Annotated in this window: 20 protein-coding genes and 1 pseudogene; 10 read left to right on the plus strand and 11 right to left on the minus strand. The window is 69.7% G+C overall.

Features of this window, described 5'->3' with window-relative positions; all coding sequences use genetic code 11:
• Positions 1 to 109 precede the first annotated feature (109 nt).
• A complete protein-coding gene (locus AB0M01_RS33770) occupies positions 110 to 979 on the minus strand; it encodes a serine protease (protein ID WP_363676548.1) in 870 nt (289 codons plus the stop codon).
• Between the two features lie 199 nt (positions 980 to 1,178).
• Here AB0M01_RS33770 and AB0M01_RS33775 point away from each other — a divergent pair, with 199 nt between their 5' ends.
• The 4 genes from AB0M01_RS33775 (at position 1,179) to AB0M01_RS33790 (ending at position 6,042) form a co-directional block, all read left to right on the plus strand.
• A complete protein-coding gene (locus AB0M01_RS33775) occupies positions 1,179 to 2,876 on the plus strand; it encodes a hypothetical protein (protein ID WP_363676549.1) in 1,698 nt (565 codons plus the stop codon).
• A gap of 154 nt (positions 2,877 to 3,030) precedes the next feature.
• Entirely contained in the window at positions 3,031 to 4,479 is a 1,449-nt protein-coding gene (locus AB0M01_RS33780) for an LCP family protein (protein WP_363676550.1), read from the plus strand.
• A gap of 10 nt (positions 4,480 to 4,489) precedes the next feature.
• Positions 4,490 to 5,512: a glycosyltransferase family 2 protein gene (locus AB0M01_RS33785; protein WP_363676664.1), complete on the plus strand. Its 1,023-nt coding sequence runs from the start codon at positions 4,490 to 4,492 to the stop codon at positions 5,510 to 5,512.
• Positions 5,513 to 5,658: 146 nt separating this feature from the next.
• The gene (locus tag AB0M01_RS33790) at positions 5,659 to 6,042 is read left to right on the plus strand and encodes a hypothetical protein (protein WP_363676551.1); all 384 of its coding nucleotides are present in this window, start codon (positions 5,659 to 5,661) and stop codon (positions 6,040 to 6,042) included.
• Here AB0M01_RS33790 and AB0M01_RS33795 read toward each other — a convergent pair.
• A complete protein-coding gene (locus tag AB0M01_RS33795; protein WP_363676552.1) occupies positions 6,039 to 6,473 on the minus strand; it encodes a hypothetical protein in 435 nt (144 codons plus the stop codon). The two genes, AB0M01_RS33790 and AB0M01_RS33795, sit on opposite strands and share 4 nt — an antisense overlap.
• Before the next feature lie 172 nt (positions 6,474 to 6,645).
• Between AB0M01_RS33795 and AB0M01_RS33800 the strand changes: the two genes are divergently transcribed.
• The 4 genes and pseudogenes from AB0M01_RS33800 to AB0M01_RS33815 form a co-directional block, all read left to right on the plus strand.
• Positions 6,646 to 7,269 carry a DUF998 domain-containing protein gene (locus tag AB0M01_RS33800; protein ID WP_363676553.1) on the plus strand — a complete coding sequence of 208 codons (624 nt, stop codon included), beginning with the start codon at positions 6,646 to 6,648 and terminating at the stop codon, positions 7,267 to 7,269.
• The gene (locus tag AB0M01_RS33805; protein ID WP_363676554.1) at positions 7,266 to 7,637 is read left to right on the plus strand and encodes a YciI family protein; all 372 of its coding nucleotides are present in this window, start codon (positions 7,266 to 7,268) and stop codon (positions 7,635 to 7,637) included. The genes AB0M01_RS33800 and AB0M01_RS33805 overlap by 4 nt, the downstream gene beginning before the upstream one ends.
• Before the next feature lies 1 nt (position 7,638).
• The gene (locus AB0M01_RS33810) at positions 7,639 to 8,934 is read left to right on the plus strand and encodes a sigma-70 family RNA polymerase sigma factor (protein ID WP_363676555.1); all 1,296 of its coding nucleotides are present in this window, start codon (positions 7,639 to 7,641) and stop codon (positions 8,932 to 8,934) included.
• Between the two features lie 15 nt (positions 8,935 to 8,949).
• Positions 8,950 to 9,297, plus strand: a pseudogene (locus AB0M01_RS33815) (type I glutamate--ammonia ligase); the annotation flags it as partial.
• A gap of 625 nt (positions 9,298 to 9,922) precedes the next feature.
• Here AB0M01_RS33815 and AB0M01_RS33820 read toward each other — a convergent pair.
• From AB0M01_RS33820 to AB0M01_RS33845, 6 genes are all read right to left on the minus strand, one after another.
• On the minus strand, positions 9,923 to 11,110 hold the full coding sequence (locus tag AB0M01_RS33820) for a DUF222 domain-containing protein (protein ID WP_363676556.1): 1,188 nt from the start codon (positions 11,108 to 11,110) through the stop codon (positions 9,923 to 9,925).
• A gap of 324 nt (positions 11,111 to 11,434) precedes the next feature.
• A complete protein-coding gene (locus tag AB0M01_RS33825) occupies positions 11,435 to 11,881 on the minus strand; it encodes an SRPBCC domain-containing protein (RefSeq protein WP_363676557.1) in 447 nt (148 codons plus the stop codon).
• Positions 11,878 to 12,306 (minus strand): helix-turn-helix domain-containing protein, encoded by a 429-nt coding sequence (locus tag AB0M01_RS33830; RefSeq protein ID WP_363676558.1) that lies wholly within the window; start codon positions 12,304 to 12,306, stop codon positions 11,878 to 11,880. Before AB0M01_RS33830 ends, AB0M01_RS33825 begins: the two co-directional genes overlap by 4 nt.
• Complete coding sequence (locus AB0M01_RS33835; RefSeq protein ID WP_363676559.1) at positions 12,303 to 12,761, minus strand: SRPBCC domain-containing protein; 459 nt, start codon at positions 12,759 to 12,761, stop codon at positions 12,303 to 12,305. Before AB0M01_RS33835 ends, AB0M01_RS33830 begins: the two co-directional genes overlap by 4 nt.
• Before the next feature lie 125 nt (positions 12,762 to 12,886).
• Complete coding sequence (locus AB0M01_RS33840; RefSeq protein WP_363676560.1) at positions 12,887 to 13,699, minus strand: ABC transporter ATP-binding protein; 813 nt, start codon at positions 13,697 to 13,699, stop codon at positions 12,887 to 12,889.
• Entirely contained in the window at positions 13,686 to 14,576 is an 891-nt protein-coding gene (locus AB0M01_RS33845) for an ABC transporter permease (protein ID WP_363676561.1), read from the minus strand. Before AB0M01_RS33845 ends, AB0M01_RS33840 begins: the two co-directional genes overlap by 14 nt.
• A 141-nt stretch (positions 14,577 to 14,717) precedes the next feature.
• Here AB0M01_RS33845 and AB0M01_RS33850 point away from each other — a divergent pair, with 141 nt between their 5' ends.
• On the plus strand, positions 14,718 to 16,430 hold the full coding sequence (locus AB0M01_RS33850) for a metallophosphoesterase (protein WP_363676562.1): 1,713 nt from the start codon (positions 14,718 to 14,720) through the stop codon (positions 16,428 to 16,430).
• On the opposite strand, the gene AB0M01_RS33855 is transcribed toward AB0M01_RS33850, so the two are convergent.
• The 3 genes from AB0M01_RS33855 to AB0M01_RS33865 are packed head-to-tail and all read right to left on the minus strand — an operon-like array spanning position 16,411 to position 18,955.
• Positions 16,411 to 17,133: a tyrosine-protein phosphatase gene (locus AB0M01_RS33855; protein WP_363676563.1), complete on the minus strand. Its 723-nt coding sequence runs from the start codon at positions 17,131 to 17,133 to the stop codon at positions 16,411 to 16,413. The two genes, AB0M01_RS33850 and AB0M01_RS33855, sit on opposite strands and share 20 nt — an antisense overlap.
• Entirely contained in the window at positions 17,130 to 18,230 is a 1,101-nt protein-coding gene (locus AB0M01_RS33860) for an iron-containing alcohol dehydrogenase family protein (protein ID WP_363676564.1), read from the minus strand. The genes AB0M01_RS33855 and AB0M01_RS33860 overlap by 4 nt, the downstream gene beginning before the upstream one ends.
• Entirely contained in the window at positions 18,218 to 18,955 is a 738-nt protein-coding gene (locus AB0M01_RS33865) for a phosphocholine cytidylyltransferase family protein (protein ID WP_363676565.1), read from the minus strand. Before AB0M01_RS33865 ends, AB0M01_RS33860 begins: the two co-directional genes overlap by 13 nt.
• 64 nt (positions 18,956 to 19,019) lie before the next feature.
• Here AB0M01_RS33865 and galE point away from each other — a divergent pair, with 64 nt between their 5' ends.
• Positions 19,020 to 19,973, plus strand: coding sequence for a UDP-glucose 4-epimerase GalE (gene galE / locus AB0M01_RS33870; RefSeq protein WP_363676566.1), 954 nt, complete (start codon positions 19,020 to 19,022; stop codon positions 19,971 to 19,973).
• Positions 19,974 to 19,977: the final 4 nt, after the last annotated feature.

Here is a 19,977-nt window from a genome sequence, read left to right on the forward strand (position 1 = left end):
ATGTGGCGCGCGTCACCCCTCGTACGGCAAACGCAGAGGGGTGTCGGCCGCCTCCCCGCCTACTGCGCGGCACTCGGCGCTCGCTACGGCGGGGAGACGACCGACACCCCTACCGGCGAGTCGGCTTCACCAGCTGGCAGCCCGACTTGTTCAGGTCGATCGTGCGGCTCGCGGTCAGGCAGGTGTAGAGCCACCAGGTCTGCTGCCCGTACGCCGCGCCCTGGTCGACGGTGACGTTGCCGTTCGCATCCACCTCGCACGGGTTGTTCACCGTGCAGCGGGCGCCGTCCTCGTTGCCGGTGTTGTTGACGCCGATCACCTCACCGGTCGTGGTGCTGACCACCGGCGATCCCGACGTACCGCCGATCGTCTCGCACCCCGGCTGCAGGTACTTGATCGAGCTCTTCCAGGTCCAGTCGCCCTCGCGCAGCGTGGGGATGGTGGCCTGCACCGAGCAGGTGTAGATGCGCTTCCAGTACCCCGACACGACCGCCATCCCGGCGCCGTTGGCCGGGCCCTGCTTGGCCAGCGTCAGCGGCGTCACGTTGAGCCGGGTCTTGATCGCGTTGTAGGTCTCGTTCACCTCGTACACGATCATGTCGGTCTTGGTCATCGTGCCGTAGAGGATCCGCGACGCGCGGACCGTGCCGGCGTTGCTGGCGTCCGGGCGCAGCAGCGTGATCGAGCGGCTCGACGCGCGGTTCACCAGCACGACGCCGGGGTTGAGGAAGCCGCCTTCGTAGCAGTGCCCGTTGGTGAGCACCATCGCCTTGTCGGTGCCGGCGGACTCGGCGTACCGGACGAGCGAGGCGGAACAGTTGCTGAGCTTGGCGATGCCGACGTAGTCGGCCCCCGGAGCGGCGGCCTTCGCGGGGGCCGCTGACGGTTCGGCGACCTCCACCGCATGGGCCTGGCTGCCGCCGAGCAGCACGGCGCTGCAGGCGAGAGCGGAAACGAGAACGGAGCGGACGAGTTTCATGGGCGGTGATCCTTTGTCCTCACGGGTGTCCGCGCGCTGGGCGGTTGCGGACAGGGCGTAGTTGCCCTGGAACTCTTCGTATCCGAAGATCATCCGCCGAAACCATCACGAACGCGTCAAACCTGCCGATCCGGGGGCGGGCGCAGGGGTTTCCCTCCGCACCGGCAACCATCCACCACCCCGGCGGACACCTCCGGGTATGCGTTCACGACAACGACTGATCGTTCTGCTCGCCCTCGCCCTCCTCCCACTCACCGGTACGACGGCCACCGCGGCACCGACCCCCACCCCGGCGTACGCCGAACCCCAGCAAGCGTTCCGGACCGAGCTTCCCGGACGGCAGGCCGGACAGCGGCTCGATCCGACCGAGGCACCCGGCACACTCGCCCGCCGCTTCCAGGAGGCCACCGTCCCGCTGACCCTCAGACACCTCGATCGAACCGGCGCGCTCGCGTCCGGCGCGCGGACCACCGTCGCCGCCCTCGACGGAACCGTCAACGGTGCCGTCGACGTCGGCACCGGCGAGGTCACCGTCGACCTTCCGCCGGGCCGGTACGTCGTGGTCAGTTTCGTCCCCACCGGCACGACGACGAGCATCCTGGTCCAGCCGCTGCTCGACCTGACCGCCGCCACGACGCTCGCCCTCGATGCCCGCCGGGCCCGGCCGTTCGGCGTCCAGATCGAGGATCGCGCCGTCGCCTCGTCGATGGCCGCGCTGTACTTCACCCGTCGCGCCGACGACGGATCGGCCCTGTGGTTCGACTACCCGGCCGACAGGCTCGGTTCGCTGTACGCCGCTCAGCTCGGCCCAGCGGTCGCGACCGGCGAGGTGACCTCGAGCCTGATGACCCAGTGGGCGGTGCCCGGCAGCACCGGGGATTTCGCGCAGACGCCGGTCACCTACACCACGATGGACACCGTCCGCGGCGCGTTCTTCACCGGGCTCGACCGCTTGGTGCAGCCGAGGAGTCTGGTCCCGTTCGAGTCCCGGCTGTCCACGACCGGCCCCGGGAACACCACCAGCAAGTCGACGACCGTGCTGGCGCCGGAGATGCGGGGCCACTGGAGCAAGGGGTTCGCCGGGACGGGACACCGCACGGTGACCGAGTACGTCGAGCCCGGCGCCGAAGTGCTCGAGCAGTTCCAGGAGCGGGATGGCGCCGGGATGGACAGCGCTCTGGTCACCGCGCAGAACGGGACGATCAGCCGAACGGCCGAGCCCGGCCGGCGCTACGTGACGCGCTGGAACAACGCGGTTCTCGCACCGTCGGTGCCGGAAGGCTCGGCGGTCCGGTACGGCAACCTCTTCAGCGCCCGGTTCGGCCTGTACGACGACGCGGCCGGCCACTCGGGATGGGGAATGGACACCGAGGCCGCGACCAGGCTGTACCGCGACGGTCGCCTGGTGGCCGAGACGACCAGCCCCGGGAACATCGGGCGTGGTGTGGAGGTCGAGCCCGGCAGGGCGTCGTACCGGTTGGAGAGTGAGGTCGTCCGCAACGCTGCCGCGCGCCGATCGACGCAGGTGAAGGCGGTCTGGACCTTCGACTCGGACACGGCGAGCGAGGAGGGGGAGAACCTGCCGTTGTGGTCGATCGGCTACCAGCCGGCGGTCGACGCGGCCAACGACGTCCGGCGGACGCCGGTCACGCGGCTCCCGTTCACCGTGACGGCACAGCCGGGAGCGACGGTCGGCAACCTGGGCGAGCCGGTCGTCGAGCTCTCCGGAGACCAGGGCAGGACGTGGCGGAGAGCGACCGTTGTCACGCAACGCAACGGCTTCCTCGCGATCGCCGCGACACCGCCGGGAGCCGCGATCTCCTTGCGGGCCAAGGCGACCGACTCCGCCGGCAACGCCGTCGAGGTGACCGTGCTGGACGCGTACGGGCTGCGCTGAGACCTACGTTACGAAGGCGTCGACCCCCGCAGGTCGGCGCCTTCGTGGCGCGTTTGGGCTGTTACTCTCCGACTCGGAATCCGCCCAGCCCGAACCATCCCCCTGCCCCGTACGTCGTACGAAGTGACCCTGGGGGGAACAGGAGGTGGATGTGATGCGGCCCGAGAAGCCGGAGCTGCAGAATCTCAGCGAGCCGGTCCGGTTCAAGCGGGCGCTGGCGCTGCTGCTGATGACGCTGGTCCTGCCCGGATCGGCGCAGATCGTGGCGGGCAGCAAGAAGGCGGGCCGGGCGGCCTGGCGGGTGATCGCGGGGATCGTCGCGATCGTCGTGTTCCTGGTGCTGCTGTCGCTGGTCTGGCGGTCCGGGACGATCAACCTGATCGTGTCGCCGACCACGCTGCGGATCGTGCAGATTCTGCTGGTCCTGCTGGCGATCGGGTGGGCCGCGCTGTTCGTCGACGCCTACCGGCTCGGCCGTCCGCTGACGCTGGAACGCAACCACCGGCTGACCGCGAGCATCGTGGACGGCGTACTGGTGGTGCTGGTGATGACCGTGCTGATCTGGAGCTCGACGATCGTGTCGGCGCAGCGCGACTTCGTGGCCAGTGTGTTCGGCAGCGGCGAGAAGTCCAAGGCGGACAAGGGCCGCTACAACGTGCTCCTGCTCGGCGGGGACTCCGGGGCCAACCGGATCGGCGTACGGCCGGACAGTCTGACGCTGGCCAGCATCGACGCCGACACCGGGCGGACCGTGCTGATCGGCCTGCCGCGGAACATGGCGAAGGTGCCGTTCCCGGAGGGCACCGAGATGGCCAAGCAGTTCCCGAACGGTTTCGAGTGGGACGGTTGCGGCCACGACTGCTACCTGAACGGCGTCTACACCTGGGCGATGGGCCACAAGCAGCACTTCCCGGGCGTGAAGGAGCCCGGGCTGGTCGCGACCCAGCAGGCGGTCGAGGGACTGACCGGGCTGAGGGTCAACTACTACGTGCTGATCGACATCGCCGGCTTCCAGCACCTGCTCGACGCGGTCGGCGGGATCACCGTCGACGTCGGCAAGAAGGTACCGATCGGCGGCATCGGCGGGCCGATCAAGGGCTACATCAAGCCCGGTAAGGACCAGCACCTCGACGGGTACCACGCGATGTGGTTCGCTCGCTCCCGGGCCGGGGCCAGCGACTACGAGCGGATGACCCGGCAGAAGTGCGTGATGACCGCGATGCTCAACCAGCTGTCGCCGCAGAAGGTGCTGACCAAGTTCCAGGGCATCGCGTCGGCCAGCAAGGAGGTGGTCCAGACCAACATTCCGTCGGGTGAGCTCGGGACCTTCACCGACCTCGCGCTGGACTCCAAGAAGCTTCCGGTGTCATCCTTCTCGCCGGTCCCACCGCTGATCAAGACCGGTGACCCCGACTTCGGCCTGATCCGGACGAAGGTCGCCGAGGCGGTCAGCAAGTCCGAGGCCCTGGACAAGGGGGCCGACGACGGGGACGGTAAGAAGTCGGACACACCGAGTAGCGTGTCTCCCAGCAAGAAACCCAGCAAGACCCCGACCAAGCCATCCACCGACGTCGACGACGTCGCACAAGTCTGTAAGGCCTGACCTGAAGATGCTGTCCAACTGGCCCCCGGTCTCCGTCGTGATGCCCGTGCTGAACGAGGAACGCCACCTCGAGGAGGCGGTCGGCCGCGTTCTCGACCAGGAGTATCCCGGCGAGTTGGAGGTCGTGCTCGCGATCGGCCCGAGCAAGGACCGGACGCAGGAGATCGCCGACCGGCTGGCCGCGAGCGACCAGCGGATCACCATCGTCCCGAACCCGACCGGCAAGACGCCGGCCGGGCTGAACGTCGGGATCGCGCACGCCCGGCACGACATCGTCGTCCGGGTCGACGGGCACGGCGTACTGACCCAGGGGTACATCACCCGTGCGGTCGAGGTGCTGGAGGAGAGCGGCGCGGACAACGTCGGCGGCGTGATGGCGGCCGAGGGGCGTACGCCGTTCGAGATGGCCGTCGCGTGTGCCTACCGGTCGCGGCTCGGGCTGGGCGCGTCGACGTTCCACCAGGGCGGCAAGGCCGGACCGGCCGACACCGTGTACCTCGGGGTCTTCAAGCGGACGGCGCTGGAGCGCGTCGGCGGCTTCGACGAGTCGATGCACCGCGCCCAGGACTGGGAGCTGAACTACCGGATCCGCAAGACCGGCGGGCTGATCTGGTTCAGCCCCGATCTGTCGGTGACGTACCGGCCGCGCTCGTCGCTGTCGGCGGTCGCGAAGCAGTTCTTCCACACCGGCCAGTGGCGCCGCGAGGTGATCCGCCGGCACCCGGAGACCGCCAACAAGCGCTACCTGGCCCCGCCGGTCGCCGTCGGCCTGCTCGCCGTCGGCACCATCCTCGGCATCGTCGGCCTGATCGTCGGCAGCCCGATCCTCGACCTGGGCTTCGTCATCCCCCTCGGCTACGCCCTCGCCGTCGTCGCCGGCTCCGCCATGGAAGGCCGCTACCTGCCCTGGAAGGCGCTCTTCTGGCTCCCCGGCGTCATCGCCACCATGCACGTCTCCTGGGGCCTCGGCTTCATCGTCGGCCTCCAGGAAAAGCCGGCCGGCCCGGCCCTCACCACCCCGGGCCCGGCCTGACCGTCGTACCGAGCCCGCCGGCCGACCGGCTGGCGGAGCTCGACCGGCTGCTCGCTGTCCACCTGCCGGCGAAGCGCCAACTCAACGCGGGCGCCTCGCCGGAGGAGATCCGGTCCACGTTCGACCTGCTCGACGTCGCGCCGGCATTGGCGGCCGAGCAGCTCTACAGCTGGCACAACGGAATCACCTGGCAGCGCGGTGATCGGCCGCTGTACCTGTTTCCACGCTTCTGGCAGTTCCTCCCGTTGCAGCGAGTCCCCGAGGAGGCGCCGTTCGCCCGCAGTTGGTGCCGGGAGCAAGCGGGCGTTGACGGTCTGCCGTTTGCGATCGACGGCGGCGGCGCGTTCCTGGTCGCGGAGTCCGGCGACGAAGGGTTCGTCTGGGAGGCGTGCTCGGACTACGTGGAGCCCTGCGAGGAAGGTTCCCTGGCAGATCTGATCGAGGTCACCTGCCAGGCGCTGCGGGGTGTGCACCGGGAGTACCGGGCCGAGTTTCTCGAGCGCGGGATGGACTGGGGCGAGATCGGCTAGCGCCGCGTCATTGTGGACTCGTAGCCGCCTCCGCCCGGGTAGATCCAGTTGCCTGACATCACCTGGTCGTTGTCGGTGAAGGTGCCCTCGAAGTACGCCGGGCTGCCCTTCGGGCCGCCCCAGATGGTGAGCTTGTCGCCGTCCAGCTCGTAGGTGTAGTCGAGGGTGTTGCCGGTGGAGTCGTAGAAGCGGGAGTGGACGTCGGCGCTCGGGGGTTCGCCGAACGGGCGGAGGTTGCCGATGATCTCCAGGCCGTGGATCTGCCGGCCGTACTGCGTGAGCTCGACGGTTTGCAGGAGGAAGTAGCGGCCGTCCATCCAGTCGTACTTGACGACGCCCTCGGCGCCGCCGGTGACGGTCCACTCGCCGACCAGGCGGTCGAGGGCCTGCAGGCCGGCGGTCGGGGCTGGGGGCGTGTGGTTCTCGGTCATGGAAGGTCTCCTCTGGGGCTGGTGCGCAGCTCTTGCGTACTCATGGCCACCTCGGAGCTGCCAGGGGTGCTTCAACATCTCAGCGAATGTGACGTGGGTCATATCGAAGCGATGTTGAAGCAGGCCCGACGGCAGCGAGGTAGCGGTGACCGACCGACCCGAGGAGCACCTGATGACCACTCTCACCGCCACCCGACCGACCCAACTGCTGACCGCCGCCGCCATCGCCGGGCCGTTCTTCTACGCCGTCGCGATCGCCCAGATGCTGACCCGTGACGGCTTCGACCTGCGGGTCCACCCGATCAGTCAGCTGGCCACTGGATCACTCGGCTGGATCCAGATGATCAGTTTCGTACTCACCGGCCTGGGCGTGATCGCGCTCGCCGTCGCCCGGCGCAGACTGATCACCGAGGGCACCGGCCGCCGCGCGGTCCCGCTCTTCCTCGGGATCTTCGGCGCCGGGTTCGTGCTCGCGGGACTGTTCCCGATGGACCCGCAGTACGGCTTCCCGACCGGTGCACCCGAGGGCGCGGCAGCGATGTCCTGGCACAGCGTCGTCCACTCGATCGGCGCCGTGGTCGCCTTCACGGCGCTCGCGGTCGCCTGCATCATCCTGGTCGTCGACGCGGTCCGCCGCCGGGCGACCAGGGCGGCGATCGGCCACGGGTTCGTCGCGCTGGTGATGCTGCTGCCCATGTCGCCGACCGAGTCGAGCCTGCAGATCGCCTTCAATGGGTTGGTGGCCTTCACCTGGACCACCCTGTACGCCGTACAGCTGAACCGGAGGACCCGATGAAGTTTCTGGTGCTGAGCTACACCCCGGCCGACAGCTGGGACGGCGCGACGGCGGACGTGCCGTCGGAGGAGGCGCTGGCGGCGTTCGCGGCATACCAGGTGTTCGAGAAGGAGCTCCGGGAGACCGGCGAGTTCGTCACCAGCGAGGGCCTCGGGCACCCGGTGGTCTCGACGACCGTACGGAAGACCGGCGCGGGCGTGGTGGCGACCGACGGGCCGTTCGCGGAGCTCAAGGAGGTGCTGGCGAGCTTCGCGGTGATCGACTGCGTGAGCCTGGAGCGGGCGACCGATATCGTGAAGCGGATGGTCGACGTGCTGGGCGAGCCGATGGAGATCCGGCCGATCATGGGCGACGACTTCGCCGGCTGAGATGGAGCTCGAGGAGCTGTTGCGCGCCGAGGCGCCGCAGGTGCTGGGCGCTCTCGTACGCCGCTTCAGCCGCTTCGCCGAGGCCGAGGACGCGACCCAGGAGGCCCTGCTGGTCGCGTCCCGGCGCTGGCCGGTGGACGGCGTACCGGACGATCCGCGGAGCTGGCTGATCCGGGTCGCGTACCGGCGGATGGTCGACCTGCTGCGCTCCGAGCAGGCCGACCGGCGCCGCGAGCAGGAGGCGGCCCAGGCCGCCGCTCACGCGCAGGTCCAGGCCGTCCGGACGGCTGGGGCCGACGGCGACCCGGCCGGCTCGGCGCCGTGGGGCGCGGACCAGGACGACAGCCTCCTGCTCCTCTTCCTCTGCTGCCACCCGGCGCTCTCCCCGCCGTCCCAGGTCGCCCTGACCCTGCGCGCCGTCGGCGGCCTGACGACGGCCGAGATCGCCCGCGCGTACGGCGCGGCCGAGCGTTCGATGTCGACCCGGATCAGTCGCGCCAAGCAGACGCTCAAGGAAACCGGCGCCCGGTTCAGCGCGCCGACCGACGCGGGGGATCGCCGACGCGCAGCCGGTGAGCGTGCGCAGGACGAGCGGATCGCGGCCGTCATGCACGTGCTCTACCTGATCTTCAACGAGGGCTACACGGCCACCGGCGGCGATCAGCTGGCCCGCGCAGATCTCACCCAGGAGGCGATCCGCCTCACCCGCATGCTGCACCGCCTGCTGCCCGGCGACGCCGAGGTCACCGGCCTGCTGGCGCTGATGCTCCTGACCAGCTCCCGCGACGCGACGCGCGCCGACGAGGACAACCACCTGATCCAGCTCGAAGACCAGGACCGCTCGCGCTGGGACCAAGCGGCCATCGCCGACGGCGTCGCGCTGATCGAGGCGGCCTGGACCCAGAACGAGGTCGGCCCCTACCAACTTCAGGCCGCGATCGCCGCCGTGCACGCCCAAGCACCCTCGGCCGGCGCGACCGACTGGCCGCAGATCGCCGCGCTCTACCTGTGGCTGGAACGCCTCGCGCCGACCGCCCCGATCCGCCTCAGCCGGGTCGTCGCGGTCTCCAAGGCCTTCGGCCCCCACCGAGCCCTGGCCCTCCTCGACGACCTGGACAAGAACCAGCAACTCACCCAAGACCCCCTCCTCCAACACCGAGCCACCGCCGTACGAGCCCACCTCCTGGAATCCACCGGCAACCCAACCGAAGCCCGAGCCGCCTACCTCACCGCCGCCGCCCTCGCCACCAACCAGGTAGAACGCCACTACCTCCTGACCCGAGCCCACAACCTCTGACCACACGCCGCACGCGGCTTCGAGGCCCCGGTCAACCTGGTCTACTCCCAGCGCAACCGCTCGGCCTGCATCCGGATCCCGATCACCGGCTCGAACCCGAAGGCCAAGCGGATCGAGTTCCGCTGCCCCGACCCGTCAGCCAACCCGTACCTGGCCTTCGCCGCCCAGCTGCTGGCCGGCATCGACGGCATCCGCAACAAGATCGAGCCGGCCGACCCGATCGACAAGGACCTCTACGAACTCCCGCCCGAGGAGCACGCCTCGGTCAACCAGGTCCCCACCTCCCTCCCGGCCGTGATCGACGCCCTCGAGGCCGACCACGACTTCCTGCTCGAGGGCGCAGACCTGATTGAGACCTGGATCGGCGTGACGGAGCAGGCCGGTGAGCAGGTCGTACGGGGCGGTGGGCGTGGTCGGTTCCTGGGGATGTACGCCGCCGGAGCGGATCTCCGCGATCAGGACCGGACACGCGTTGTACCCCACGAGGCAGCAGAAGGACCGCCTCGGGCGGCGACTTGCCGCTGCTTCGGGCGCCCGAATGTCAGGGGTTGGCGCCGGGGCTCGCGTGTGGCGGTTGGGCGTGCCGGGGCTTGGGTGGGCGTGGTCGGTTCCTGGGGATGTACGCCGCCGGAGCGGATCTCCGCGATCAGGACCGGACACGCGTCGTACCCCACGAGGCAGCAGAAGGACCGCCTCGGGCGGCGACTCGCCGGCGCTTCGGGTGTGGAACTGTCGGGGGTTGGCGCCGGGGCTCGCTTGTGGCGGATGGGCGTGCCGGAGCTCGGGTGGGCGTGGTCGATTCTTGGGGTGTACGCCGCCGGAGCGGATCTCCGCGATCTCCTCGGGCGGCGACTCGCCGGCGCTTCGGGTGTGGAACTGTCGGGGGTTGGCGCCGGAGCCCACCTGTGGCGGTTGGGCGTGCCGGAGCTCGGGTGGGCGTGGGGTTTTGAATCAGCGGCCTGGGGGCGCTGATTGTTGGGTGGGTTGGTCAAGCGGCGGTGGGCGGGTCTTTGGAGGAGTTGGGGGTGGCCCAGGTGGGAGTGCTGACCTGGGGGTGGCCGTTGTGGATGGTGAGGGTCCAGTGGCCTTGGTGTACGGCTTGGTGGTGGGGTTTGCACAGGAGGGCCAGGTTGGTGAGGTTGGTGGGGCCGCCGTCGGCCCAGTGGGTGATGTGGTGGGCGTCGCACAGGGGTGGTGGGGCGGCGCAGATGACGCAGCCTTGGTCGCGGGCGTTGAGGGCTTGGCGGATCGCACGGGTGACGAAGCGGTGTTCGGTGCCTACGTCGAGTGGTTCGGAGTTCGAGCCGAGGACCAGGGGGATGACGCCGGCGTCGCAGGCCAAGCGGCGGACGGCGGCCGCGGAGAGGACGGCGCCGGAGGCGGAGGTGCCGGTACCGGTGCTGGACTGCAGGTCGGCGAGGTCGATCGTGACGGTGACGTGGGGCTTGATGTCACCGTGTGCGGGCGCGGCACCACCGGTCGCTGCGGCGACCTCCAGGATGCTGGTGAGGGCGTCGGCGCGGCGCTTGCCGCTGCTGCGGGGGTCGCGGTGTCCCTCGGGGGTGAGGTGGGGTTTCGCACCGGCGAGGATCAAAGTCTGGAGAAGTTCGGCGTGGGCGCCGGCCAGGTAGCCCTTGAAGGCGACGCCGTGGTCGTCCGGTCGCAGGGCCAGGGTTTCCGCGGCCAGGGCGCGGTCCTCGGCGGGTTCGGGGCCGTCGGTGTCGAGGGTGTTGCGGACGCGACTGCCGAGTTTTCGCAGTTCGCCGGGGGCGAGGAGTTCGGCGGCTTTCACCATCTGCTGCTCGGCGATGCGGAGGTCGGCGACGGGGACCGTCGCGGTGGCCGGGATGCGCTCGAGGGTGGTGACGATGACTTCGGCCTGGGTCGGATGCAGCGTGGCCGTGAGGGCTTGCTGGACGTCCGGGTACTTCGGCAGCGCGGTCGCCAGGCGGAGGTCGCGGCGTACCTCGACGGTGTCGAGACGGTGCCGGAGCGCGATCAGTTCCGCGGTGTCGCGGGCGCCGAGCTCGGCGGCGTGACCGTTCGCTTCCAGGGCCGCCAGCAACTCGAGGCGGCGGGTCTGCAGGCGGGCGAGGGCAGTCTGGAGCTGGTCGAGAGCGGACAGCATTTCGCTGCCGCTCATCGACCACACCGGACGCTCGTCGTACTCTGCCATGACCACCATGATGAACTACGCCACCGACAGGATTCGACCCGGAATCCCTTGTCCACAAGGAGAATCCGTCACACTGGCGACGCCCACGAAACGATGTAAGCGGAGCAACTGGTAGAGGCCACTGGCCAACGGCATCGCCACCTCGAGCTGAGTGAGGCGCGGGAGTTTCGTGCCGGTCGAGTCGCGGACATCGATCGGCGCGACAGCTTGTCGGGGCAGCCGAGCGACCGGCGTCCAGGTGACGTTGTCCGCGGACTGCTCGCCGGCCGTGGTGTCCAACGGAGTTCGATCAGCGCGAGGCACCTGGCGCAGCCCAGAAGAGCGCTAGTGCCAGTTGCTGATCTGTACGTCGTCCGGCGCCGGTGCGCCCTTGCCGGTCTCGACGTAGTCCTTGAGGCTCAGCAGGTACGACGCCCACTTGGTCGAGCAGTGGTTCATGAACTCGACCGGCTCCTTCCAGCCCTCGTGGGCGAACAGCACGACGGTGTGCTCACCGTCCTGCTTCAGGTCGAAGGTGATCGTCGTCCCGAGCCACTCCTCGGGGCCCTCGGCGATCGCCCAGCGGACCTGGTCGGGTTTCACGTCGAGCACCTTCATGTCGAAACCGCCCGGGATGAAGCGGAACTTGATGGTCCCGTCGACGGCGGCGTCGCCCTCGGTGTCGGTGGTCCACCAGGCGGCGAGACCGTCGATGGTGGTCAGCGCGGGCAGGACGTCTTCGGGCGTCGTGCCACGAGTCGCGATGCGGTGCAGGATGTCGGGCACGGTCACTTCTCCTTCTGCTGCGGTGGAACGGATTCGGACTGCTTCTGAATGGTTTCGGCGAGGCGCTTGATGCGCTCCAGCCGGCGGTCCCACGCCTGACCGACATCGGCCAGCTGCGCAGCGGCACGGCCCAGCTGCACGTCGTCGACCTGGTAGCGCATCTCACGGCCCGCCGGGGCGACGTGGACGAGCCCGGCCCGATCCAGTACGCCGAGATGCTTCGCGACCGCCTGGCGAGTCACCGGAAGCTGCTCGCTGAGCGTGGTCGCCGTACCGGGGCCGTCGGCGAGCAGCAGGTCGAGCAGCCGGCGCCTGGTCGGGTCGCCGATCGCGGACCAGAGCCCGTCGTCGACCAGCCCGTCGTCGACCAGGCCGTCGTCGACCAGGCCGTCGTCGATCAGGCCGTCGCCGGTCAGGCCGTCGCCGGTCATCGCGCGACCAGCTTCTCGACGTACGGGCTGATCCGGGCCAGGTGGTGGTCCCAGCCGAGCTCGTGGTCGCGGTAGGTCTCCTCCAGGACGGCGGCCTCCCAGCCCTGCTCGCGGAAGCCGGTCTCGGTCAGCTTCAGCGTCGTACCGGACCCGGCCGGGACGAGCTCGAAGGTGACGAGCAGCGAGTTGGCCGTGGCGGCGGGCTCGCCGACCGGGTGCGTCCAGCGGAACGAGAACAGCCGCGGGCGGTCGACGGTGACGACGGTGATCGCGACGGCCTTCGGGTCGTCGGTGGCCTGGTCGAACACGATCTGCCCGGAGCCGCCGGGAGCGAGCGGGTAGTCGGCCGAGTCGGGCCACCACTCGCGGACGTGCTCGGGGCTGCTGACGACGTCGAAGACGACCTCCGGCGCGGCCTCGATGTGGATCTCGCGTTCGAGCGTGGCGTACTCCATGAAGAACCCCTCCAGCAATCTGCAACGTTTGGTTGCACATCACTGTAGTCATGCAACCATCGGTTGCACAAGCCCCAGTAAAAGGGCCCCTGGGACGAAGATCCCAGGGGCCCTTGCGGACAGCCTCAGCGCTTGCCGGTGGCTTCCTTGTTGTACGCGTCCACGACTTCCTTCACGTCCCCGTCCATCCGCAGCACACCCTTGTCGAGCCAGATCGCCCGGTTGCAGGTGTCCAGCACGACGTCCAGGGAGTGGCTGACCAGGAAGACCGTGCCGGCCTGGTCGCGCAGGTCCTTGATCTTCTGCTCCGAGCGGACCCGGAACTCCGCGTCACCGGTGGCCAGCGCCTCGTCGACCAGCAGGATGTCGTGCGTCTTGGCCGACGCGATCGCGAACTTCAGCCGCGCCGACATGCCCGAGGAGTACGTCGACATCGGCAGGTCGATGAAGTCGCCGATCCCGGAGAACTCGACGATCTCGTCGTACCGCTCGTCGATCTCGGCCGGGCTCATGCCCATCGCCAGGCAGCCCAGGACGACGTTGCGGTCGCCGGTCAGGTCGTTCATCATCGCGGCGTTGACGCCCAGCAGTGACGGCTGGCCGCCGGTGTAGATGGCGCCCGAGGCCGGCGGCAGCAGCCCGGCGATCGCCCGCAGCAGCGTCGACTTGCCGGACCCGTTGCGGCCGATCAGGCCGATCGCGTCGCCCTTGTGCGCGGTGAAGGTGACGTTCTTGACCGCGTGCACCTCGCGGATGGTCGGCCGGTCCTGACGTTTCAGGATCCGCCGGAACGCGGTCGCCGCGGTGCCCTTGCCGCCGGAGCCGGCGGTCACCTTGTAGATGATGTTGACGTTGTCGGCGATCACGGTCGGGGCAGCGTCGGACGCCGGCGCGGGGGACGCCGCCGGGGTCGGAGCTGCCGTCTCAGCCACGGCCATACCTGTCCTCCGCTCGCCAGAAGTAGATGAAGCCACCGAACAGCGCGACCACGGCCCAGCCGATCGCGATCGGCCAGGCGTTCGGCAGCGCGTGCTTCTCGTGCGACTCCAGCAGCGCGCTGCGCATGATGTCGATGTAGGCCGAGATCGGGTTCAGGGCCAGCAGGTGGATGACCCAGCCCGGGGCGTCGGCGTCGCGCAGCTTGTCCGGGATCGAGAAGAAGATGCCGGAGGCGTACAGCCAGGTCCGGGTGATGAACGGCAGCAGCTGGCTGATGTCGGTCAGGAAGGTCCCGAGCCGGGCGAAGATCAGCGTCACGCCGACGTTGAACATCGTCTGCAGCAGCAGTGCCGGGATCACCAGGAACCAGCTCAGCGACGGCCCGTCGGTGAAGCCGACCAGCAGCAGCAGGATGCCCATCGAGATGAACAGCTGGTTCAGCTCGTTGACCACGTACGCCAGCGGCAGCGTCGCCCGCGGGAAGTGCAGCGTGCGGATCAGCGACATGTTGGTCGCGATCGCCCGCGAACCCTCGGTCATCGAGCGCTGCGTGTACGTGAAGATGAACATGCCGCAGATCAGGAAGGCCGGGTAGTTGTCGATCCCGCCCTTGGTGCCCAGCAGGACACCGAAGGCCAGGTAGTAGACCCCGGCGTTCAGTAGTGGGGTGAGGATCTGCCAGACCGATCCCAGCCGGGCTCCCGCGTAGAGCGCGTACGTGCGCGCGCGGGCGTAGCTGTAGATGAACTGGCGACGGCCCCACAGTTCACGAAGGTAGCCCCCGAGCGGCGGACGTGCCGCGCTCTTGGACAACCCGTAGCGTTCGGCCAGTGCCGCGGCGTCCGCGGTGGTGGCCGACTCGGCGGCGGTTGACATGCGGGCCAATCTACTGGGCGCCGGGCCGGGACCTCACATCGGCGCGCTCTGAACCGTTTCAGCCGGTGACGGATGGTCGCGGCTCGACAACAATTCGCCACGACTCCGGAAGCCGTCGGCGCGACCGCGTACCTTCTGCGGGTGAAGGATTCCCGCCCGCACGACCTGTCCGAGGAGCAGCTCGGATTCCGCCGCCGGGGAGCTGTCCGCTGGCTCCTCCCGACCGTTCTCGCCAGCGCCGGCCTGAAGGCCGTGCTGGCCGGCATCTTCGGTGCGTACGCCGACAAGCGCGAGCTCCAGAGCGGCCTGCAGGCCGAGATCTACCACCACGGCGACGACGAGCTGTGGTTCGACTTCGTGGCCGACCTCGGCGACGGTTTCGACGCGACGTACTCGATCGCGTCGGTGCTCGCGGCGCCCGAGCTGTCGCCGGCCGACAACCTGCACCTGCCGCGCGGGCAGGTGCTGGTGATGGGCGGCGACCAGGCCTACCCGGCCGCGTCCGCGACGGCGTACGAGGACCGCACGAAAGGCCCGTACCGCGCGGCCTTCCCGCGCGAGGACGACGTCGAGGACCGGCCCGTGCTCTTCGCCCTGCCGGGCAACCACGACTGGTACGACGGCCTGACCGCGTTCCTGCGGGTCTTCGCGCAGGGCCGCCCGGTCGGCGGCTGGGACACCGAGCAGGCCCGCAGCTACTTCGCGGTCCAGCTGCCGCAGCGCTGGTGGCTGCTCGCGATCGACACCCAGTTCGACGAGTACATCGACGCGCCGCAGCTCGCCTACTTCCGGCGCGCGACGACGCAGATGCGCGAAGGCGACGGCGTCATCCTCTGTACGCCGAAACCCGCGTGGATCAAGGCCGGATCGGGCGGCGACGCCCGCGGCTACGACGCGATCCGGTTCTTCGAGCGCGAGATCGTCCGCCCGGCCGGCGCGACCGTGCACGTGATGCTGTCCGGCGACTCGCACCACTACGCCCGGTACGCCGAGGAGGATGGCACCGGCCAGCGGATCACCAGCGGCGGTGGCGGCGCGTACCTGACCGCCACGCACCTGCTGCCGGACAAGCTCGAGCTGCCGCCGAAGACGTCCCGGGTCACCGAGACCGATGAGCGGACGACGTACGACCGGGTGCAGACGTACCCGTCGCGCGCGCAGTCGTCGCGGCTGGCGAACGGGATCTTCCGGCTGCCGTGGCGCAACCCGGGGTTCTGGGGGCTGACGGCGTTCCTGCAGACGGTGATCGCGCTGCTCGTGCAGTTCGGGCTGGCGTCGGACCCGCAGGGGGTCTTCGGCACGCTCGCGGTGTGGACGCCGGCCGCCTTCGCGGCGTTGGGGACGGTGGTCGGCGGGGTGTTGTTCGCCCGGCTCGGGCTGGAACGAAGTTCGTTCGCTGCCGGGGTTGCGGGGGTGCTGCACTCGGCGGCGCACTTGGCGCTGGCCGGCTTCTGGGCCGTGGTCCTGTACCGGTTGGAGGCCAACGCCGCCCAGTGGATCACCGTCGTCGTTGCGCTCGTTGGTACACCCGTGGTCGTTGGCTTCGTGGACTCGCTCGTCGTCGGCCTCTACCTGCTGATCGCGTGCCGCTTCGGCTTCAACACCAACGAGGTGTTCGCCGGGCAGAGCCTCGAGGACTACAAGGGTTTCCTGCGGCTGCACATCGATCGTGAGGGCGCGCTGCGGATCTACCCGATCAAGGTGCCGAAGGTCGGCCGTTCGTGGAAGGCCGCTCCGGACGGCGAACCGGGGAGCCCTTGGCTGGTGCCCACTTCCGGCGCGATCGGTGTCGAGCTGATCGAGCAGCCGATCGAGGTCGTCCGTGCCTCCGCCGCTACGACTGCGCGGGTCTAGTCAGCCTTTGCTTCAGGGCCTTGAGCTCGGCGTCGGTGAGCCCGGTCTGCCGCAGGTAGGCGACCGGGCCGCCGTACGCCGTGTCGAGGTGGCGGAGGATCGCGGTCATCGACTCGGCGCGGGTCTCGCGGAACTCCAGCATCTCGGCGTGCAAGGACTCGTCGGGTTCGGCGGCGAGCTGCTCGGCCATCAGGTCGGCCAGGTTGGCGCGGGTGAGGAAGTAGTCGGCGACGATCTCGTCCTCCGGTACGCCGGCCGCTGCGAGCGCCAATGCGACAACGACGCCCGTACGGTCCTTGCCGCCGTAGCAGTGCACGACAACTGCGCCGTCGGGCGCTTCGAGCATGGCGCGGAAGACGGCCGCGAACAGGTCGGGGTGCAGGTCGAGCATCTCGGTGCAGGCGTCGACGATGGTGGTCGCCGTACTGGGTGGGTCGGCGGGGTCCTGCAGGGGGAGGTGCATCCCGAGCGGGTCGCTGGTGAAGGGGGTCGGGAAGCCGCTCACCTCGCTGTGGGAGCGGAGGTCGATGATGCGGCTGACTCCGGCTTGTTTGATGGTCTGCACGGCTGCTGCGGTCAGGTGTTGCAGGCTGTCGGCGCGGATCAGGGCGTTGCGCCGGATCTCGCCTCCGTCGGCGGTCGGCAGGCCGCCGAGGTCCCGGACGTTCTGGCAGCCGGGCCAGTCCAGCCGACGATCACTCACCCGTGCTCCGGCGCACGCCCGTCAGCAGCAGCGATCCGGCGCGACACCTGCGCGTCGAAACCGGCGATCGCCTCGGCGATCTTGTCCGGCGACAGCGCCGCCTCCTCCAGGATCGTGATCCGTCCCGGACGGGTCTGCGGCGCGTACGCGACGATCTCGCCGAACTCCTCCGCGCTGAAACCCAGGTCCGCCGGGCGGACCGGCAGGCCGTGCCGGAGCAGGCAGTCGACCGTCGTACCGAACGCCTGCTCGTCGCCGCGCAGGTACCAGGCGAACGCCGCACCCAGCCCGACCTGCTCGCCGTGGAAGGCGCGGCGGTCCGCGTGCAGCAGGTCGATCGCGTGCGAGATCTCGTGACAGGCGCCCGACGACGGCCGCGACGTCCCAGCGACCACCATCGAGATCCCGGACAGCACCAGGCCCTCGGCCAGCGCGGCCAGGAACACCTCGTCCTCGATGCCGCCGGGGTGGTTGAGCACGGCCTGCGCCGACGTCCGGGCCAGCGACACCGCGAGCCCGTCGATCTCCTCGCCGTGCGCCGCGTGCGCGGCCTCCCAGTCGGCGATCGCCGACAGGTTCGAGACGATCTCGCCGATCCCGGACCGCACCGAGCGCGGCGGGGCCTGCGCGATCAGGTCGAGGTCGACGACCACGGCGATCGGCGCCGGTACGCCGTACGAGCCGCGCCCGGCGTCGTTGTCCAGCGTGCTGATCGGGGAGCCGATGCCGTCGTGGGCCAGGTTGGTGGCGACCGCGACCATCGGCAGCCCGAGCCGGGCGGCGGCGAACTTGGTCACGTCCAGCACCGTGCCGCCGCCGATCCCGACGATCGCGTCGTACCGGTTCTGCTTGATCTGCTCGACCAGTTTGATCGCGGTGTTGATGGTGCCGCCGTCGACGGTGAACCAGTCGGCGTCGACCAGCCCGTGCTCGAACGTGTTCTGCACGATCGGCCCGTACGTCGGACCGACCGCGATCGCGACCTTGCCGGACGTCGAGATCCGCTGGTCGGCCAGCACCTCGGCCAGCTCCTTGAGCGCACCGCGCCGGACGTCGACGACCAGCGGCGCGGTGACGAACCGGGCTAGGAGGGGCATACGATCTCGCGGGCCCGGGCCAGGTCGGCGTGGTTGTCGATCTCGACCCAGTCGACCTTGCCGATCGGGGCGACGTCGATCCGGTAGCCGGCGTCGGCGAGCACCTGGTAGCCGTCCTCGTAGTACAGGTCCGGGTCGTTCTCCCAGGTCTTGCGCAGCGCGTCGGCCAGGTCGCCGGCCGCGGCCGGCTCGATCAGCGTGACGCCGATGTACTCGCCCGACGCCGTCGCCGGGTCCATCAGCTTGGTGATGCTGCGGACGCCGTGGTCGTCGTGCCAGACCACCTTCATCTCCTCGTCGGCGAGCTGCTTCTCGGTGTCGAGGGCGAGGATGATCCGCTTGTCCTCGCCGCGGGCGTTCAGCAGGGTGTGCTCGACCGAGACCGGGTGCACGGTGTCGCCGTTGGCGAGCACGACGCCCTCGGCGAACAGGTCCCGGGCGCACCACAGCGAGTACGCGTTGTTCCAGATCTCGGCCTTGTCGTTGTGCACCAGCTGGATGCGGACGCCGTACCGGCTCTGCAGGTCGGGCACCCGCTCCTCGATCGCGCCCGCGGCGTACCCGACGACGACCGCCACGTCGGTCAGCCCGACCTCGGCGAAGTTCGCCAGCGTCAGGTCGAGCGGGGTGGTCTCCGCGTCGATCGGGACCAGCGCCTTGGGCAACGTGTCCGTGTACGGGCGCAGCCGGCGGCCGGCCCCGGCGGCGAGAACAAGTCCGATCATTGGCCGATGATACCGATTCGGTCCGGTTCGGCCAGGGATCCGCGGGACTGGCAGGATAGGCCGCATGACATGGCTGGTGACTGGCGGGGCGGGCTACATCGGGGCGCACGTGGTGCGCGCGTTCGCGGCGGACGGGATCGACGTCGTGGTGATCGACGACCTGTCCAGCGGCAAGCCGGAGTTCCTGGTCGAGGGGGTGCCGTTCGTCGAGGCGAACCTGCTCGACACGGACCTGACCCGGAAAACGCTGGCCGGCGTGAGCGGCGTGGTGCACCTGGCGGGCTACAAGTACGCCGGGGTGTCGGTCGACAAGCCGATGCACACCTACACCCAGAACGTCACCGCGATGGTCTCCCTGCTGAACGCGATGGCCGACACCGGCGTACGGAACATCGTCTTCTCCTCCAGCGCCGGGGTCTACGGCACTCCCACGGAGGAGATCGTCACCGAGCAGACCACCCCCGACCCGCAGAGCCCGTACGGCGAAACGAAGCTCGTCGGCGAGTGGCTCCTCGCGGACCAGGCCAAGGCCGTGGACCTGAACCACACCTCGCTCCGCTACTTCAACGTGGTCGGCTCCGGTGACCCGAAGGTGTACGACGCCAGCCCGTACAACCTCTTCCCGATCGTCTGCAACATGCTGACCCAGGGCAAGACCCCCCAGATCTACGGCACCGACCACCCGACCCCCGACGGCACCTCGGTGAAGGACTACGTCCACGTAGCCGACCTCGCCCGAGCCCACGTCGCCGCGGCCCGAGCCCTCGACTCCGGCAAGACCCTCGAGCCGGTCTACAACCTCGGCTCCGGTACCGGAACGAGTGTCCGGGAAATCATGGACGCCGCCCGCCGAGTCACCGGCATCGACTTCACCCCCGGCGAGGCGCCGCGCCGCCCGGGTGACCCCTCCCGGGTCGTGGCGTCCGGCGAACTGGCAGCCCGCGACCTCGAGTGGAAGAACACCCACACGGTCGACGAAATGTTCGCCTCGGCGTGGGAATCCTGGCCCAGAAGCTAGAACA

The organism is Kribbella sp. NPDC051770, from assembly GCF_040681455.1.
Lineage (GTDB): Bacteria > Actinomycetota > Actinomycetes > Propionibacteriales > Kribbellaceae > Kribbella.

Bases quoted from the DNA above. Each gene is read 5' to 3' on its own strand.
- AB0M01_RS33770 (WP_363676548.1), bottom strand. From the start codon at position 979: ATGAAACTCGTCCGCTCCGTTCTCGTTTCCGCTCTCGCCTGCAGCGCC.
- AB0M01_RS33775 (WP_363676549.1), top strand. From the start codon at position 1,179: ATGCGTTCACGACAACGACTGATCGTTCTGCTCGCCCTCGCCCTCCTC.
- AB0M01_RS33780 (WP_363676550.1), top strand. From the start codon at position 3,031: ATGCGGCCCGAGAAGCCGGAGCTGCAGAATCTCAGCGAGCCGGTCCGG.
- AB0M01_RS33795 (WP_363676552.1), bottom strand. From the start codon at position 6,473: ATGACCGAGAACCACACGCCCCCAGCCCCGACCGCCGGCCTGCAGGCC.
- AB0M01_RS33800 (WP_363676553.1), top strand. From the start codon at position 6,646: ATGACCACTCTCACCGCCACCCGACCGACCCAACTGCTGACCGCCGCC.
- AB0M01_RS33805 (WP_363676554.1), top strand. From the start codon at position 7,266: ATGAAGTTTCTGGTGCTGAGCTACACCCCGGCCGACAGCTGGGACGGC.
- AB0M01_RS33810 (WP_363676555.1), top strand. From the start codon at position 7,639: ATGGAGCTCGAGGAGCTGTTGCGCGCCGAGGCGCCGCAGGTGCTGGGC.
- AB0M01_RS33820 (WP_363676556.1), bottom strand. From the start codon at position 11,110: ATGGCAGAGTACGACGAGCGTCCGGTGTGGTCGATGAGCGGCAGCGAA.
- AB0M01_RS33830 (WP_363676558.1), bottom strand. From the start codon at position 12,306: ATGACCGGCGACGGCCTGACCGGCGACGGCCTGATCGACGACGGCCTG.
- AB0M01_RS33835 (WP_363676559.1), bottom strand. From the start codon at position 12,761: ATGGAGTACGCCACGCTCGAACGCGAGATCCACATCGAGGCCGCGCCG.
- AB0M01_RS33840 (WP_363676560.1), bottom strand. From the start codon at position 13,699: ATGGCCGTGGCTGAGACGGCAGCTCCGACCCCGGCGGCGTCCCCCGCG.
- AB0M01_RS33845 (WP_363676561.1), bottom strand. From the start codon at position 14,576: ATGTCAACCGCCGCCGAGTCGGCCACCACCGCGGACGCCGCGGCACTG.
- AB0M01_RS33860 (WP_363676564.1), bottom strand. From the start codon at position 18,230: ATGCCCCTCCTAGCCCGGTTCGTCACCGCGCCGCTGGTCGTCGACGTC.
- AB0M01_RS33865 (WP_363676565.1), bottom strand. From the start codon at position 18,955: ATGATCGGACTTGTTCTCGCCGCCGGGGCCGGCCGCCGGCTGCGCCCG.
- galE (WP_363676566.1), top strand. From the start codon at position 19,020: ATGACATGGCTGGTGACTGGCGGGGCGGGCTACATCGGGGCGCACGTG.